General features: G+C 66.1%; 16 protein-coding genes. 6 read left to right on the forward strand and 10 right to left on the reverse strand.

Annotated features, from left to right (window positions below; all coding sequences use genetic code 11):
* Positions 1-21 precede the first annotated feature (21 nt).
* Complete coding sequence (locus ACVCMI_RS08965; RefSeq protein WP_447099076.1) at positions 22-1,185, forward strand: lipase family protein; 1,164 nt, start codon at positions 22-24, stop codon at positions 1,183-1,185.
* 5 nt (positions 1,186-1,190) lie between these two features.
* Here the strand turns inward: ACVCMI_RS08965 and ACVCMI_RS08970 are convergent, their stop codons facing one another.
* The 7 genes from ACVCMI_RS08970 to ACVCMI_RS09000 form a co-directional block, all read right to left on the reverse strand.
* Positions 1,191-1,754: a hypothetical protein gene (locus ACVCMI_RS08970; protein ID WP_447099075.1), complete on the reverse strand. Its 564-nt coding sequence runs from the start codon at positions 1,752-1,754 to the stop codon at positions 1,191-1,193.
* Positions 1,755-1,822: 68 nt separating this feature from the next.
* Positions 1,823-2,350, reverse strand: a complete 528-nt coding sequence (gene msrA / locus ACVCMI_RS08975; protein WP_395118066.1) for a peptide-methionine (S)-S-oxide reductase MsrA — start codon at positions 2,348-2,350, stop codon at positions 1,823-1,825.
* Entirely contained in the window at positions 2,347-2,805 is a 459-nt protein-coding gene (msrB, locus tag ACVCMI_RS08980) for a peptide-methionine (R)-S-oxide reductase MsrB (protein ID WP_395118068.1), read from the reverse strand. The genes msrA and msrB overlap by 4 nt, the downstream gene beginning before the upstream one ends.
* A gap of 99 nt (positions 2,806-2,904) precedes the next feature.
* Positions 2,905-3,729 (reverse strand): NAD-dependent protein deacetylase, encoded by an 825-nt coding sequence (locus ACVCMI_RS08985; RefSeq protein ID WP_447099074.1) that lies wholly within the window; start codon positions 3,727-3,729, stop codon positions 2,905-2,907.
* 85 nt (positions 3,730-3,814) lie between these two features.
* The gene (gene ahpF / locus ACVCMI_RS08990) at positions 3,815-5,407 is read right to left on the reverse strand and encodes an alkyl hydroperoxide reductase subunit F (protein WP_447099073.1); all 1,593 of its coding nucleotides are present in this window, start codon (positions 5,405-5,407) and stop codon (positions 3,815-3,817) included.
* A gap of 179 nt (positions 5,408-5,586) precedes the next feature.
* Positions 5,587-6,150 (reverse strand): alkyl hydroperoxide reductase subunit C, encoded by a 564-nt coding sequence (gene ahpC, locus ACVCMI_RS08995; RefSeq protein WP_395118074.1) that lies wholly within the window; start codon positions 6,148-6,150, stop codon positions 5,587-5,589.
* A 174-nt stretch (positions 6,151-6,324) separates the two neighbouring features.
* Complete coding sequence (locus tag ACVCMI_RS09000; protein WP_447099072.1) at positions 6,325-7,644, reverse strand: dicarboxylate/amino acid:cation symporter; 1,320 nt, start codon at positions 7,642-7,644, stop codon at positions 6,325-6,327.
* A 153-nt stretch (positions 7,645-7,797) separates the two neighbouring features.
* Here ACVCMI_RS09000 and prpB point away from each other — a divergent pair, with 153 nt between their 5' ends.
* From prpB to prpC, 3 genes are read left to right on the forward strand one after another with little or no spacing between them, the layout of a single operon-like run.
* Positions 7,798-8,688: a methylisocitrate lyase gene (gene prpB / locus ACVCMI_RS09005; protein WP_447099071.1), complete on the forward strand. Its 891-nt coding sequence runs from the start codon at positions 7,798-7,800 to the stop codon at positions 8,686-8,688.
* A 4-nt stretch (positions 8,689-8,692) separates the two neighbouring features.
* Complete coding sequence (locus tag ACVCMI_RS09010; protein WP_447099070.1) at positions 8,693-9,286, forward strand: hypothetical protein; 594 nt, start codon at positions 8,693-8,695, stop codon at positions 9,284-9,286.
* A gap of 13 nt (positions 9,287-9,299) precedes the next feature.
* The gene (gene prpC / locus ACVCMI_RS09015; RefSeq protein WP_447099069.1) at positions 9,300-10,451 is read left to right on the forward strand and encodes a bifunctional 2-methylcitrate synthase/citrate synthase; all 1,152 of its coding nucleotides are present in this window, start codon (positions 9,300-9,302) and stop codon (positions 10,449-10,451) included.
* Positions 10,452-10,517: 66 nt separating this feature from the next.
* On the opposite strand, the gene ACVCMI_RS09020 is transcribed toward prpC, so the two are convergent.
* The 3 genes from ACVCMI_RS09020 to ACVCMI_RS09030 form a co-directional block, all read right to left on the reverse strand.
* Complete coding sequence (locus ACVCMI_RS09020) at positions 10,518-10,730, reverse strand: helix-turn-helix domain-containing protein (RefSeq protein ID WP_395118082.1); 213 nt, start codon at positions 10,728-10,730, stop codon at positions 10,518-10,520.
* Positions 10,730-11,311 (reverse strand): hypothetical protein, encoded by a 582-nt coding sequence (locus ACVCMI_RS09025; RefSeq protein ID WP_447099068.1) that lies wholly within the window; start codon positions 11,309-11,311, stop codon positions 10,730-10,732. Before ACVCMI_RS09025 ends, ACVCMI_RS09020 begins: the two co-directional genes overlap by 1 nt.
* Positions 11,312-11,451: 140 nt before the next feature.
* The gene (locus tag ACVCMI_RS09030; RefSeq protein WP_447099067.1) at positions 11,452-12,141 is read right to left on the reverse strand and encodes a TerC family protein; all 690 of its coding nucleotides are present in this window, start codon (positions 12,139-12,141) and stop codon (positions 11,452-11,454) included.
* 274 nt (positions 12,142-12,415) lie between these two features.
* Between ACVCMI_RS09030 and ACVCMI_RS09035 the strand changes: the two genes are divergently transcribed.
* Both ACVCMI_RS09035 and ACVCMI_RS09040 read left to right on the forward strand, forming a co-directional pair.
* Positions 12,416-13,867, forward strand: coding sequence for a bifunctional 2-methylcitrate dehydratase/aconitate hydratase (locus ACVCMI_RS09035; protein WP_447099066.1), 1,452 nt, complete (start codon positions 12,416-12,418; stop codon positions 13,865-13,867).
* 311 nt (positions 13,868-14,178) lie between these two features.
* Positions 14,179-15,333 (forward strand): OmpA family protein, encoded by a 1,155-nt coding sequence (locus tag ACVCMI_RS09040; protein ID WP_395118089.1) that lies wholly within the window; start codon positions 14,179-14,181, stop codon positions 15,331-15,333.
* Positions 15,334-15,411 lie beyond the last annotated feature (78 nt).

Genomic DNA, 15,411 nt, shown 5'->3' on the forward strand with positions numbered 1-15,411 from the left:
AGCAAGCGGGGAGGGATGGGGATGTCGAATGACCTTTCACCGGCGCAGGCCGCCGAGATTGCGGACAGTGCGTACGCGTTGCGCCTGTCCACCGACATGGTGGATGCGGCGACCGCCGCGCCGACGGCGCGCGAGTCGTTCGACCTGCTGGGCGGCACGCGGCTGACCGGTTCGACCGGCCTGGGCAGCTCGCCGATCAGCCAGCGCACCGGCTTCGGCTACGTGGCGCGCGGCAGGAACGCGCGCGAACGCGAGCGCCTGGTCTCGATCCGCGGCACCTTCAAGACCAGCGCTTACGACTGGCTCAGCAACCTGCGCATGGCCGGCGTTTCCGGGCCGAGCGGCTACACCGTGCACGCCGGCTTCTGGGCCGCGGCGCAGACCCTGCTGCCGCAGATCCGCCAGGCGATCGGCTCACCCGCCGACGTCTCCACCATCCACGTGGTCGGCCACAGCCTCGGCGGCGCGATCGCCACGCTGGTGGCCGACAGCCTCGGCGACCTCGGCTGCAAGCTGCAGCTGTACACCTTCGGCGCGCCGCGGGCGGGGGTCGAGTTGCATGCGCAGTACCTTACCCGACGGCTGGGCGCCGACGCGATCCACCGGGTCTACCACGACACCGACCTGGTGCCGATGGTGCCGGTCTATCCGTACAGCCACGTGCCCTGGCGCGATACCGCCTACCGCATGAAGGGGCCGGGCAAGCTGGTGTCCATCGAGGCGCACCTGATGCCGCAATACCGTCGCTCGGTCGGCGACGCCACCTGGCGGGCGCTGCCGGTGCTGCAGGAAGGGCCGGACAGCTTCGAACAGGCCGAAGCCTGGCTGGGCATGGCCGCCGCGGTCGGCGGGCCAGGCATGATGCTGTCGGCGACCGCGCTGCGCTGGATCCTCCGCGCGCTGGACTGGATACTCTCCGCGCTGGGCCACGGCGCGGGCCTGGCGGTGCTGGGTGGCGCCACCATCCTGGACACGCTGGCGCGGCTGCTCTACTCCGGCGCGCTGCAGTCGCTGCGACTGGCGGCGATGATCCGCAACCTCATCACCGCGATCATGCGTTTCATGGGCCGCGCCGTGGCAGCCACGGTCAACATCACCGTGGCCTTTGTGGAGTACGTGCTGGGCATGCTGTTTCGCGTGGTGTCCACGATGGCCCGGCAGGCAGTGGATGTGCTGCTGCGCTGAAGCGGTCAGCGGAGGTGGGCGAACAGCATCGCGATATAGGCGCCCATCAGCGTGGCGCTGAAGACCACCAGCGCCTTGTGCAGCCACTCGCGCGAGGTCCACGCGCCCAGCAGTGAGCCGGCAATGAAAATCAGCTGGAAGCCTGCATCCAGCGTCCGGGGCAGGGCGCCGTGGAGCATCCGGCTCTTGCCGAGGCTGATCACCAGCAGCAGCACCAGCAAGGTATAGAACCAGCGGTGGTTGGCGTAGTAATGCCGGCGCAGGTCGACCGGTTCACCCGCGGTGATGTCCGGCAGGACCAGCCCGGCCAGCAGGTACAACGGCACGGTTTGCGCCAGCAGCACGGAGAAGCCGAGGAAACTCCAGTCCTGGCGCAGGCGCAGGTCGTACATGGCCCACCAGACTTGCACGTCGAGTACCAGCAGCAAGATGGCCCACGCCAGCGAAGGCCAGTACATCGTGGCGCTGGAGCGCGCCAGCATCAGGCCGCGCAGACCCTGCAACACCTGGGTGATCGCCAGGCCCACGATGATCGAGAGCAAAACGGACAGGTAGCTGAAAGCATCCATGTTCGATCCGGGCCGGTGTGGATTTGCGCAAACGCACTTTGCCCGAGCAGCTCGGCTCGCGCCAGCGATCAGCCGGCTTGCCCGGTTTCTCCGCCGCGATGCGGCAGCTTCCAGTCCGGCCGGATGAAGTGGCAGGTGTAGCCGCCGGGGTAATGCTGCAGGTAGTCCTGGTGCTCGGGTTCGGCCTCCCAGAAATCGCCGGCGGGGGCGAGTTCGGTCACTACCTTGCCCGGCCACAGGCCACTGGCCTCGACATCGGCGATGGTGTCGAGGGCCACCTGCCGCTGCGCCTCGCTGGTATGGAAGATCGCCGAGCGATAGCTGCTGCCGCGGTCGTTGCCCTGGCGATTCGGCGTGGTCGGGTCGTGGATCTGGAAGAAGAACTCCAGCAGCCGGCGATAGCTGATCCGCGCGGGATCGAAGATGATCTCGATCGCCTCGGCGTGGTTGCCGTGATGACGGTAGGTGGCGTTCGGCACGTCACCACCGGAATAGCCCACGCGGGTAGACAGCACGCCGGGCTGCCGGCGGATCAATTCCTGCATGCCCCAGAAGCAGCCACCGGCCAGGAGCGCGCGTTCGCTGGTCGGGTTCATGCGTCGTCCCTCGCGTGGTCGAACAGGTGGAGAAACTCGCCGTAGCCCTCTTTCTCCAGCTGTTCCAGCGGAATGAAGCGCAGCGAGGCAGAGTTGATGCAGTAGCGCAAGCCGCCACTGGCGCGCGGGCCATCGGGGAAGACGTGGCCCAGGTGGCTGTCGCCGTCGCGCGAGCGCACCTCGGTGCGGAGCATGCCATGGCTGGTGTCGTGCTTCTCCACCACGCGCTCGCCCTGCACGGGGCGGGTAAAGCTGGGCCAGCCGCAGCTGCTGTCGAACTTGTCCAGCGAGCTGAACAGCGGTTCGCCGGAAACGATGTCGACGTACAGGCCGGGCGCGGCGTGCGCGTTGTAGAGATTGTCGAACGGGCGCTCGGTGGCGGCCTCCTGGGTGACCCGGTATTGCTCGGGCGTGAGCCGGGCTAGCGCTTCGGCGGTCTTGCGGTATTTCGACATGGGAGCCTCCGGGGATGGTCGACCTGCACGCCGGCGCGCAGCGGGCGTTGCTGACTACATGGGGTTCGTCGGAGGCGTGCCAAGGTTACTCCCCGGCGATCAGATGACGGCCAGCGGTTCGGCGTCCAGCACGAACGCCAGGGCATCGCTGCAACGCGCGTCGACCTTCAGGCTGAGCAGCGCATCGGCGCGCGTGCGGCCGAGCGTCACCGCCGCCACCGGCTTGCCGGCCCTCGCCGCGGCCTGCACGAAACGGTAGCCGGAATAGACCATCAGCGAGGAGCCGACCACCAGCACGCCACCCGATGCGTCGAGCGCCTGCGTGGCCGCTTCCACGCGCCCGCGCGGCACGCCCTCGCCGAAGAACACCACGTCCGGCTTCACGATGCTGCCGCAGCGAGGGCACGGCGGCACGGCGAAGCGGGTGAAGTCCTGGCCGTCCAGGTCCGCGTCGCCATCGGGGGCGATGGTGGCGTCGAGGTGTTGCCAGGCCGGGTTGCTTTCGACCAGCTGCTGCTGGAATGCATCGCGCGGCAGGCGCCAGTCGCAGGCCATGCAGCGCACTTCGTCGAGCCTGCCGTGCAGGTCGACCACGCGCTCGCTGCCGGCGCGCTGGTGCAGGCGATCGACGTTCTGGGTGACCAGCAGCTCGATGTGCCCGCGTCGCTCCAGTTGCGCCAGGGCCAGGTGCGCAGGATTCGGGCGCGCCTGGCCGAAGTGCGGCCAGCCGATCAGGCTGCGCGCCCAGTAGCGCTGGCGCGTGGCGTGTTCGTGCATGAAGGCCTGCAGCGTCACCGGCGGGGGGCGCTTCCACTCGCCCTCGCGGTCGCGGTAGTCGGGAATGCCGGAGTCGGTGCTGACACCGGCGCCGGTCAGCACGAACAACCGCGGGTGGGCCTCGATGAATTGCTGCAGCGGAGTCATGTCTTGCGAGCCGGGTGACGCGCCGAAAGCGGCCGCCCGAGCATAGCCGCCCCGCGGCGCTTGCCGCGGGTGCCCTCAGCGATGGTCAGGCTGCCACCGCCTCGGGTTCGACCGCCGCCGCCACGGGGCTGCGGATGATGTGGTCGAACGCGCTCAGCGCGGCGGTGGAACCGGCGCCCATCGCGATCACGATCTGCTTGTACGGCACCGTGGTGGCGTCGCCGGCGGCGAACACGCCGGGCATGGAGGTCTGGCCGCGTTCGTCGATGACGATCTCGCCGCGGGGCGAGAGTTCCAGCGTGCCCTTCAGCCACTCGGTGTTCGGCAGCAGGCCGATCTGCACGAAGATGCCCTCCAGTTCGAGCGTGTGCATCTCATCGCTGACGCGGTCCTTGTAGACCAGCGCGCTGACCTTCTGTCCGTCGCCCAGCACCTCGGTGGTGAGCGCGCTGACGATGATGTCCACATTGGGCAGGCTGCGCAGCTTGCGTTGCAGGACGTCATCCGCGCGCAGCTTGCTGTCGAACTCGATCAACGTGACGTGGCTGACGACGCCGGCCAGGTCGATCGCCGCCTCGACGCCGGAGTTGCCGCCGCCGATCACCGCCACGCGCTTGCCCTTGAACAGCGGGCCGTCGCAGTGCGGGCAGTAGGCCACGCCCTTGTTGCGATACTGGTCCTCGCCGGGCACGCCCATCTGCCGCCAGCGCGCGCCGGTGGCCAGGATCACCGTCTTCGACTTCAGCGTGGCGCCATTGGCCAGTTGCACCTCGACCAGACCGCCGGGTGCGGTCGCGGGCACCAGCTTCTCGGCGCGTTGCAGGTTCATGAGATCCACGTCGTAGTTCTTGACGTGTTGCTCCAGCGCCGCGCCCATTTTCGGGCCTTCGGTGTAGTCGACCGAGACGAAGTTCTCGATCGCCATGGTGTCCAGCACCTGGCCACCGAAGCGCTCGGCCGCCACGCCGGTGCGGATGCCCTTGCGCGCGGCGTAGATTGCCGCTGCGGCACCGGCCGGTCCGCCACCCACCACGAGCACGTCGAACGCGTCCTTGGTCTTGATCTTCTCCGCTTCGCGGGCGCTGGAGCCGGTGTCGATCCTGGCCAGGATCTGCTCCAGGCTCATGCGGCCCTGGTCGAACAGCTCGCCGTTGAGGAACACGGTGGGCACCGACATCACCTGGCGCGTCTCGACCTCGTCCTGGTACAGCGCGCCGTCGATGGCGACGTGCTGGATGTTCGGATTGAGCACGCTCATCAGGTTCAGCGCCTGCACCACGTCGGGGCAGTTCTGGCAGGAGAGCGAGAAATAGGTCTCGAACCTGTATTCGCCATCGAGGCTGCGCACCTGCTCGATCAGCTCGGCCGCCGCCTTGGACGGATGTCCGCCGACCTGCAGCAGGGCCAGTACGAGCGAGGTGAATTCGTGGCCCATCGGGATGCCGGCGAAGCGCACGCCGATGTCGGTGCCAACGCGGTTGATCGCGAACGAGGGCTTGCGTGCTTCGCTGTCGTCGCGGCGCAGGCTGATCTTGTCCGACAACGTCGCGATCTCCCGCAGCAACTCGTCCAGCTCGCGCGACTTGGCGCCGTCATCCAGCGCTGCGACCAGCTCGATCGGTTGCGTCAGCTTTTCCAGGTAGGACTTCAGTTGGGTCTTGAGGGCTTCGTCGAGCATGGCGAACACTCCGAAACGGATAAGGGGGATGCGGGAGGCTTGTGGCAGCGGCCGGCGCCATGGGGAGGGCCGACCTGACGGAGGGGGGCAGGCCGGACGCAGGCCGCTGGCACAAGCATCCTGTGCGGAGCCCGGGCGCACCGCGGCGCCCGGGTCCGTGACATCGTTGCAGCGAAAACTCAGATCTTGCCGACCAGGTCCAGCGACGGCGCGAGGGTCTTCTCGCCTTCCTTCCACTTGGCCGGGCAGACCTCGTTCGGATGGGCGGCGACGTACTGCGCGGCCTTGACCTTGCGCAGCAGTTCGGACGCGTCGCGGCCGATGCCGCCAGCGGTGATCTCGACGATCTGGATCTTGCCCGCGGGATCGATCACGAAGGTGCCGCGATCGGCGATGCCGTCGGCCTCGATCAGCACGTCGAAGTTGCGCGAGATCTGGTGGGTGGGGTCGCCGACCATGGTGTAGTTGATCTTCTTCACCGCGTCGGAGGTGTCGTGCCACGCCTTGTGCGCGAAATGGGTGTCGGTGGAGACCGAGTAGATCTCGACGCCCAGCTTCTGGAATTCGGCGTAGTTGTCGGCCAGGTCCTCCAGCTCGGTCGGGCAGACGAAGGTGAAGTCGGCCGGATAGAAGAACACCACCGACCACTTGCCCTTCAGGTCGGCTTCGCTGACTTCGATGAACTTGCCGGCCTTGAGGGCCTGGGCCTTGAACGGTTTCACTTCGGTGTTGATCAGGGACATCTGCTTGGCTTCCCGTGGTGGTTGGACAACGAAAGGAATGCTACGAGCCCGTCGCCAATTTATCTAATTGATTGTTGGCATGGGTTTGATTGGCTGTAGCTATCGGCTTGACGGTACTGTGCAGATGCGGGCGAAGCAGCCGGCTTCAAGCCCTTCGAGCCGCAGCGGACGGGCTTACGGGCCCGTCGTCGCGAAACGGTCGCGCAGCTGGTTGTCCACCACCGTGGCGGTAACGATGTCGCTGCCCACGTTCACCGTCGTGCGCATCATGTCGAGCACGCGATCGACGCCGATGATGATGCCGATGCCCTCGGGCGGGATGCCGAAGGTGGCCAGCAGGCCGGCGATCATCGGCAGCGACCCGCCGGGAATGCCGGCCACGGCCACCGCGCTCAGCACCGACAACAGCATCAGGATGGCCTGGTGGGTCAGGCTGAGTTCCACGCCGAACGCCTGCGCCACGAACAGCACCACGCAGCCCTCGAACAGGGCGGTGCCGCTCATGTTCATGGTCGCGCCCAGCGGCAGCACGAAGCCGGCGGTGCTGGGGTTTAGCTTCAGTTCCTCCTGCGCCACCGCCAGCGAAGCGGGCAGGCAGGCGTTGCTGGAGCTGGTGGAGAAGGCGGTGATCAGCAGGGCGCGAATCTGCCGGAAGTACACCAGCGGCGAGCGCTTCGCCAGGAAGCGCAGCCACAGCGACATGGTGCCGAACAGGTGCAGCGCCAGTGCCACGGTGCAGCCGATCACGAATACCGACAGCGCCAGCAGTACATCCACGCCGACCTTGACGATCACGCTGTAGATCATCGCCGGCACCGCGTACGGCGCCAGCTCCAGCGCAAAGCCGACGATCCTGGTCATCAGGTCGGTGATGGTGTCCAGCGCCACCTGCACGCGCTTGCGCTCCTTCTCGCGCAACTGGGTGGCGGCGGCGCCTACCAGGATTGCGAACAGGATCAGCGGCAGCACGTCGCCGAGCGCATTGCGGCTGGGACCGGCCACCGCGCCGACCAGGTTGCGCGGCATGAACATCTCCACCAGCGTGCCGAAGCTCATGCTCGGCTGGGCCGCCCTGGTGTCGATCGTCTTCTGCGCACTGCTGCCGTACTCCTGCATCAGCTGGGCGCGCGCCTGCTCGTCCAGGTGATGGCCGGGCTGCACGGTGTTCATCATCACCAGGCCGATCGCCACGGCGATGCCCATGTTGAGGAAGAACAGCAGGAACGTACGTCCGGCGAGCGGGCCGAGCCGGTCCAGTCGGCCGAGCTGGGCCACGCCCGAGGCCAGCGAGCTGAACACCAGCGGGATCACCACGAAGAACAGCATGCGCAGGAAGATCTGCCCGAACGGGTCGAACACGGCCCCGGAAATCTTCTGCATCAACGCCAGGGTGGGCGGATGCCACTGGCCGATGCCGAGCGTGACCACGGCGGCAACCACGCCGATCACCAGGCCCCAGAGGATGCGTTTCGCGAGAGGAGTCGATGTGCTCATCGGACCGAATGTACGGGGCCGTGGCGGATTCGTCACGCGAGAAATTGCGATCGGCTGCCGGGCTGGTGCCCGCGGCCGGCGCGGGGGTGCCAGAAGGTCCAATCCCGGCCGTTGGCGCGGTGGGCTAAAATGGGCGTTTTCACGGGAGGCCACATGACAAAGTCAGCATCCCCGGGTGCCCGTTTTCGCGCAGCTGTCGCCGCCGAGCAGCCGCTGCAGGTCATGGGCGCGATCACCGCCTACGCCGGCCTGATGGCCAAACGCGTGGGCTACCAGGCGCTGTATCTGTCCGGCGGCGGCGTGGCCGCCAATTCGCTGGGCATGCCGGACCTGGGCATCTCGACGATGGAGGACGTGCTCACCGACGCGCGCCGCATCGTCGATGCCACCGGCCTGCCGCTGCTGGTCGACATCGATACGGGCTGGGGCGGGGCGTTCAACATTGCGCGCACGATCCGCTCGTTCGAGCGCGTCGGCGTGGCGGCGGTGCACATGGAGGACCAGGTCGGCCAGAAGCGTTGCGGTCACCGTCCGGGCAAGGAAGTGGTGTCGAAGGACGAGATGGTCGATCGGGTGAAGGCCGCGGTCGATGCACGTACCGATCCGGGCTTCGTGATCATGGCGCGCACCGACGCGGCGGCGGTAGAGGGCATCGATTCCGCGATCGAGCGCGCGGTGGCCTATGTCGAGGCCGGCGCCGACATGATCTTCCCCGAGGCGATGAAGACGCTGGCCGACTACCGCCAGTTCAAGGCGGCGGTGAAGGTGCCGATCCTGGCCAACCTCACCGAGTTCGGCTCCACCCCGTTCTTCACCACCGACGAACTGCGCGACGCCGGCGTGGACATCGCGCTGTATTGCTGCGGTGCCTACCGGGCGATGAACAAGGCCGCGCTCAACTTCTACGAAACGGTGCGTCGCGAAGGTACCCAGAAGAACATCATCGACACCCTGCAGACGCGCGAGGAACTGTACGACTTCCTCGGCTACCACGCCTACGAGGACAAGCTGGACGAATTGTTTGCCGGCGGCCAAAAGGCCTGAGCGCATGTCCGAACAACTGTCCCCCGTGAAAGCGACGCCGCCGGAACGGCGCGATTACTGGGATGCGCTAGGCGTGGCCATCGCCTCGCTGGTCGGCCTGCTGGCCTTGGTGGTGGCCGCTTATACCGCCTACATCCAGCGCCAGCAGGTGCGCGCGCAGGTGTGGCCGTATCTGACCAGCGGCAACAACGACCTGGCCCAGACCCTGACCGTCAGCAACAAGGGTGTCGGGCCTGCGCTCGTGCGCAGTGTGCAGGTCACTGTCGATGGCAAGCCGCAGGTCGACTGGGACCACGTGCTGGGCGCTCTGGGCATGCAGCCGCACGACTACATCATGACGACCATCAACCATGGCGTGTTGAGCCCGGGCGAGGATCTGCAGGCGATCCGTTTCCCAGACAAGCAACTGTGGCAACAGTTCCACGACGCTACCTCGGGGCGCATGGCGATCGACATATGTTTTTGTTCGACGCTGGGCGAGTGCTGGATATCCATCAATGAAAAGGTCATCGGCCCGAAGTCGATGCCATTGCAATTGCACGTGAAGCCGGTCGGACAGTGCCCGCGGCTATCGCCAGCTGAAACGTTCAACAATTGAGAGGAAGAATGCGATGAGCGACAACGCACAAGTTCTACCCAAGGCCAAGAAGTCCGTCGCCCTGTCCGGCGTGGCCGCGGGCAACACCGCGCTGTGCACGGTCGGCCGCAGCGGCAACGACCTGCATTACCGCGGCTACGACATCCACGACCTGGCCGCCAAGGGCTGCTTCGAGGAAGTCGCCTACCTGCTGGTGCACGGCGTGCTGCCGAACTGGACCGAGCTGCAGAACTACAAGGCCAAGCTGAAGCGCCTGCGCGGCCTGCCGGCACCGGTCAAGGCCGCGATGGAACTGCTTCCCGCATCGACCCACCCGATGGACGTACTGCGCACCGGCTGCTCGGTGCTCGGCACCGTGCTGCCGGAGAAGGACGACCACAACGTCACCGGCGCGCGCGACATCGCCGACCGCCTGATGGCCAGCTTCGGCTCGATGCTGCTGTACTGGTACCACTTCAGCCACAACGGCAAGCGCATCGAGGCCGAAACCGACGACGAATCGATCGCCGCGCACTTCCTGCACCTGCTGCACGGCCGCAAGCCGAGCGAGCTGCACGCGCAGGCGCTGGACAAGTCGCTGGTGCTGTACGCCGAGCACGAGTTCAACGCCAGCACGTTCAGTGCCCGCGTCATCGCCGGCACCGGCTCGGACCTGTACTCGGCGATCACCGGCGCGATCGGCGCGCTGCGCGGCCCGAAGCACGGCGGCGCGAACGAGGTGGCGATGGAGATCATCGCGCGCTACCGCAACGCGAACGATGCGGAAGCCGACATCCGTGCCCGCGTCGAGAAGAAGGAAATCATCATCGGCTTCGGCCACCCGGTCTACACCGTGTCCGACCCGCGCAACGAGATCATCAAGGAGATCTCGCGCAAGCTGTGCACCGATGGCGGCAACCCGACCCTGTTCGACGTCTCCGAACGCATCGAGAAGGTGATGGGCGAGCTGAAGAAGATGTTCCCCAACCTCGACTGGTTCTCGGCCAGCACCTACCACATGATGGGCGTGCCGACCGCCATGTTCACGCCGCTGTTCGTGATCGCGCGCACCGCCGGCTGGAGCGCGCACGTGATCGAGCAGCGTCAGGACGGCAAGATCATCCGCCCCAGCGCGAACTACACCGGGCCGGAAGACCTGGCCTACGTGCCGATCGACAAGCGCTAGGAAGCAGCAGGCAAGGTGGCGGGGAGCCAAACGGCTTCCCGCCTGCCTTGCGCCCGGGTCCGATTTTCAGGGCTCGTCGTCGACGTGGCGCAGCAGGTCGCCGGGCTGGCACGCCAGTGCCGTGCAGATCGCGTCGAGCGTGCTGAAGCGTACGCCTTTCACCTTGCCCTGCTTGAGCAGGGACAGGTTTGCTTCGGTGATGCCGACCGCCGCGGCCAGGTCCCTGGATTTCATCTTGCGCCGCGCCAGCATGACATCCAGTTCGATGATGATCGGCATCAGACGAACGCCCGGTTCTCCTCGGCGGCGCGTGCCCCCTCGCGCACCATTTCGGCCACCGCATAGGCGAGGATGGCGGCGGTGAGCGTGCCCAGGAAGCCGATGCCGAGGCTGAGCTGGTATTGCGGGATCTGGGTGGCGGCGACCAGCCCGGCGGCAAACCCTCCGATGAGGTTGACCAGCAAGGCGTGACCCAGCCACGAGAAGCACCGTGCGACGACAAGGTTCAGCGGCGACGGTGCGCGCAACGCCTTGCCCAGTCGGCGCAGGCACACGATCGGCGCCATCGCGGCCACCAGTGCCAGCAGCAGGGCCGCGGAAAGTACGGCGCCGTCGAACGAGGTTTTCGGCAGCAGGTGCCAGCGTTCAAGCAGTTGCTGCGCCGAGCCGGAGTCCATCCGGGTCATGCCGCTGACTTGCCAGAACAGGAGCGCCAGCAGCATGCAGCCGCCCACGGTACAGAAGGCGAGGATGCTGGCGAACGACATGATGTCGTTGGCACGCCGCTGGATGCGTGTCGTCCGCGCATGGGCGGGCTCGGCGGCGGGGCGAAGGGATTCGGTGCGGGCGGCAGACGACATGGGAGGTTCCTGGGCGGCAGATAGTTATCGTATTACGATAATTAATATCTGTGCAAGAACATCGGGCCGTGCGCGACAGCGCGCTGTCGCCTTGGTTGAATCGCGTAAGGTCCGGAGAAGGCCGGCCGGCGAGGCCGCGCCTATGCGCCGGCTTGCCGCAGTCGCCGCCGGCGACGCTGGACCAGCCAGCCGCCACCGCAAATGACCAGGATGGCCAGGACGTCGAGGCCATACGCGGCCCAGGCGTGGGCGTCGAACCACCCGCTGATCAACTGGTCGTGGGCGATCATGCGGCCGGCGGTGATCGCAATCGCGGCGGCGCCGATGTACATGATGATCGGGAAGCGGTCGATCAGCTTGAGGATCAGGGTCGAGCCCCATACCACCAGCGGCACGCTGACCAGCAGGCCGATGATGACCAGGCCCAGATGGCCCTTGGAGGCACCGGCGATCGCCAACACGTTGTCCAGCCCCATCAACGCGTCGGCGACGATGATCGTGCGCAGTGCGCTCCAGAACGTGCTGCCGGCCTTGATGTCAGGGCCATCGTCGTCGCCGTGATTCAGCAGTTGCCAGGCAATCGGCAGCAGCAGCAGGCCGCCGGCGAGCATCAAGCCGGGCAGCTTGAGCAGGAACACCACGATGGCGGTGAGCGCGAAGCGCACGGCCACGGCGCCGAAGGTGCCCCAGAACACCGCCTTCTTCTGCAGATGCTTCGGCAGCCGGCTGGCGGCCATGGCGATGACGATGGCGTTGTCGCCGGCCAGCACGAGGTCGAGCAGGATGATGGTGAGCAGGCCAGAGAGAAAATCGGGAGCAGCGAGGGTCATCGGGGGTTCCATGCGCGTCGAACAATGCGGCAGCCATGGACGCGCGCGGCCCATGCCCGCCACAAAAGTCTTGTTCGCAGGATGACTGCCGGACGACCGGAGCGAAACCTCGCTCGTGCTGACGATCGTCGCATCGCGGAAGGTGGACTTGCCGCGAGAACTACTCCCTTCTGGGCTGGCGGCGATTGTCACGGCCCGGGCGCGGTGCGGTCAAGCAACGCGTTCGACGACAGTCGGCTAAAATGGCGGTTTTCCCTCGCCACGAGATCCCGCCATGAGTGCGCACGACATCCGTTCCGCCGTCCGTCCCGATCCCGACCAGCCGCTGGTTGATATCGCCGATTACGTGGTCGATCACCAGATCGATTCGCGGGAGGCCTACGACACTGCGCGCTACATGCTGCTGGACTCGCTGGCCACCGCCATGATGGCGATGAAGTTTCCGGAGTGCGTGAAGCACCTCGGCCCGCTGGTGCCGGGCGCCACGCTGCCGGGCGGTGCGCGCGTGCCGGGCACCAGCCACGAGCTGGACCCGGTGCAGGCGGCGTTCGCGATCGGCACGCAGATCCGCTGGCTGGATTTCAACGACACCTGGCTGGCGGCCGAATGGGGCCATCCGTCGGACAACCTCGGCAGCATCCTGGCCGTCGGCGACTACCTCAGCCGCAAGGCGGAGCGCGAAGGCGGCCAACCGCTGAGCGTGCGCGACGTGCTTGGCTACGCGATCAAGGCGCACGAGATCCAGGGCTGCTACGCGCTGCTGAACAGCTTCAACCGGGTCGGCCAGGACCACGTGATCCTCGTGCGACTGGCCTCCACCGCGGTGGCCACCGCGATGCTCGGTGGCAGCAAGGAACAGATCATCACCGCCGTGTCGCACAGCTGGATCGACAACGGCGCGTTGCGCACCTATCGCCATGCGCCGAACACCGGTCCGCGCAAGAGCTGGGCCGCCGGCGATGCCTGCCGTCGCGCGGTGACCCACGCGATCAATGCGGTGTATCGCGGCGTGGTCGGGTATCCGTCTGCGCTGTCGGCAAAGACCTGGGGCTTCTACGATGTGGCGTTCGGCGGCAAGCCGTTCGAGTTCGAGCGCCCGTTCGGCAGCTACGTGATGGAGAACGTGCTGTTCAAGATCAGCTATCCGGCCGAGTTTCATGCGCAGACTGCCGTGGAATGCGCCATGCAGTTGCATGGCGAGGTGGCCGGCAAGCTCGATCAGATCGAGAAGATCGTCATCGAGACGCAGGAAGCGGGTTGCCGCATCATCGACAAGACCGGCCCGCTGGCGAACTATGCCGATCGCGACCACTGCATCCAGTACATGGTCGCCGTGCCGCTGATCTTCGGCCGCCTGGTGGCCAGCGATTACAACGACGAGGTCGCCGCCGACCCGCGCATCGACGCACTGCGCGACAAAATGACGGTGGTGGAAAATACGCAGTTCACCCGCGACTATTTCGATCCGGCCAAGCGTTATATCGGCAATTCGGTGCAGGTATTCTTCAAGGACGGCAGCCATACCGGCAAAGTGTCCGTCGATTATCCGATCGGTCACCGCAAGCGCCGGGCCGAGGGCATTCCCGTCTTGCTGCAAAAATTCGAGGCGGCCATGCGCAGTCATCTGCCGGCCCATCGGGTCAAGGCGATCATGGATGCCACGCGCGATCCGGCGCACTTGGACTCCATGCCGCTGCATCAGTTCCTGGGTCTCTTCACATTGTAGGCACGTCCGTCATGGAACATTCGGTTCGGTCGGAGATGAACCACTGCGTGGCGGCGAGTCGTTTAGCCAGTTTCGCCGCTCTGTGAAGGGATTGGCCCGGCACGATCACTTACCTGAATGATGTTGCACCGAATGGTTGCGAAAGCGTACGCGACGCAACTGCTACTTAACGTTTTTGCTACAATGCGGGTCGCTTGTCCAGGACACGCCAAGCGCGGGCCGGTAGGGCCTTGAATCGAGTTAAGTTCTGACGTGCGACTTTCTGGTATGGGTCGAACGGACTCAAATTTTAATAATCGAGGAGACACCTGATGAAACGTAAGGGCTTGTATTTTCTGATCGCGCTCGCCCTGGGCGGCGTAGGTGCCGTTCATGCGCAGGACACGGCTGCGGCACCGGCCGATGCCTCGAGCAGTGAAACCGCCATCTCGTCCTATGACGGGCGCTGGTATATCGCGCCGACGGTGGGGGGCTACGTCAACGACACCGAGCGCGATACCAATAGCCGCCAGATCTACTACGGCCTGGGTTTTGGTCGCTTCTTCTCGCCCAACATGTCGCTCGATTTCTTCGTCGACCGCACGAAGCGCAAGATGGACAAGGGCCCGGCCCTTGGCGGCGGTCACAGCAGCGATTCCTGGGCCAGCACCAATGTCGGTGCGGCTGCCCGGTTCTATGCCGGTGACTGGAATGCATGGCGCCCCTACGGCATGGTCGGCGTGATGGGCAGCCATCACCAGAACAAGCTGGACAATGGCTGGGCGCCTGCTGCACAGATCGGCGGCGGCGTGTCCAAGATGGTCACCGACAGCACCAACATCCGGTTGGAAGCGGGCTATCGTTTCGACTGGGACAAGGACACCCATCCCGCCAACAGCAGCTATGGTGACTGGTTCCTCGGCTTGACCGTTGCCTCGCGCTTTGGTGCGCCTGCCGCCGCTCCGGCGCCGGTAGCGGCACCGGTTGCACCCGCGCCGGCCGACTGCTCCACCCAGGACAGCGACCAGGACGGCGTGAACGATTGCGAGGACAAGTGCCCTGCCACCGCCGCCGGCACCATCGTGGGCCCGGATGGTTGCGCGCAGAAGGTGGTGATCGACCTGCGTGGCGTGAACTTCAAGTTCGATCGTCCGAAGGCCGGTGAAACCGACATCTCCAAGTCGCTCGCCGAGCCGACGGCCGATTCGATCTCGGTGCTGAACCAGGCCGTCGACACCTTGCAGCGTTACCCGCAGGTGCACGTGACCGTGGCCGGCTACACCGACTCGAAGGGCACGGACGCATACAACCAGAAGCTGTCCGAGCGTCGCGCCTCGATCGTCTACAACTACCTGACCAGCCATGGCATCGATGCCAGCCGTCTGGAAGGCCCGATCGGCCACGGCGAGAGCAACCCCATCGGCGACAACGAAACCGATGCGGGCCGTGCGCAGAACCGTCGCACGGAGCTGCAGGTTCAGCAGTAAACGAACCGCGGTAGCTAACAGGAAAAAGCCCGGCTTCGGCCGGGCTTTTTTTGTCTTCGCCGGCGATGATTCTTGTTG

The sequence above is a fragment of the Rhodanobacter sp. UC4448_H15 genome, from assembly GCF_052978265.1.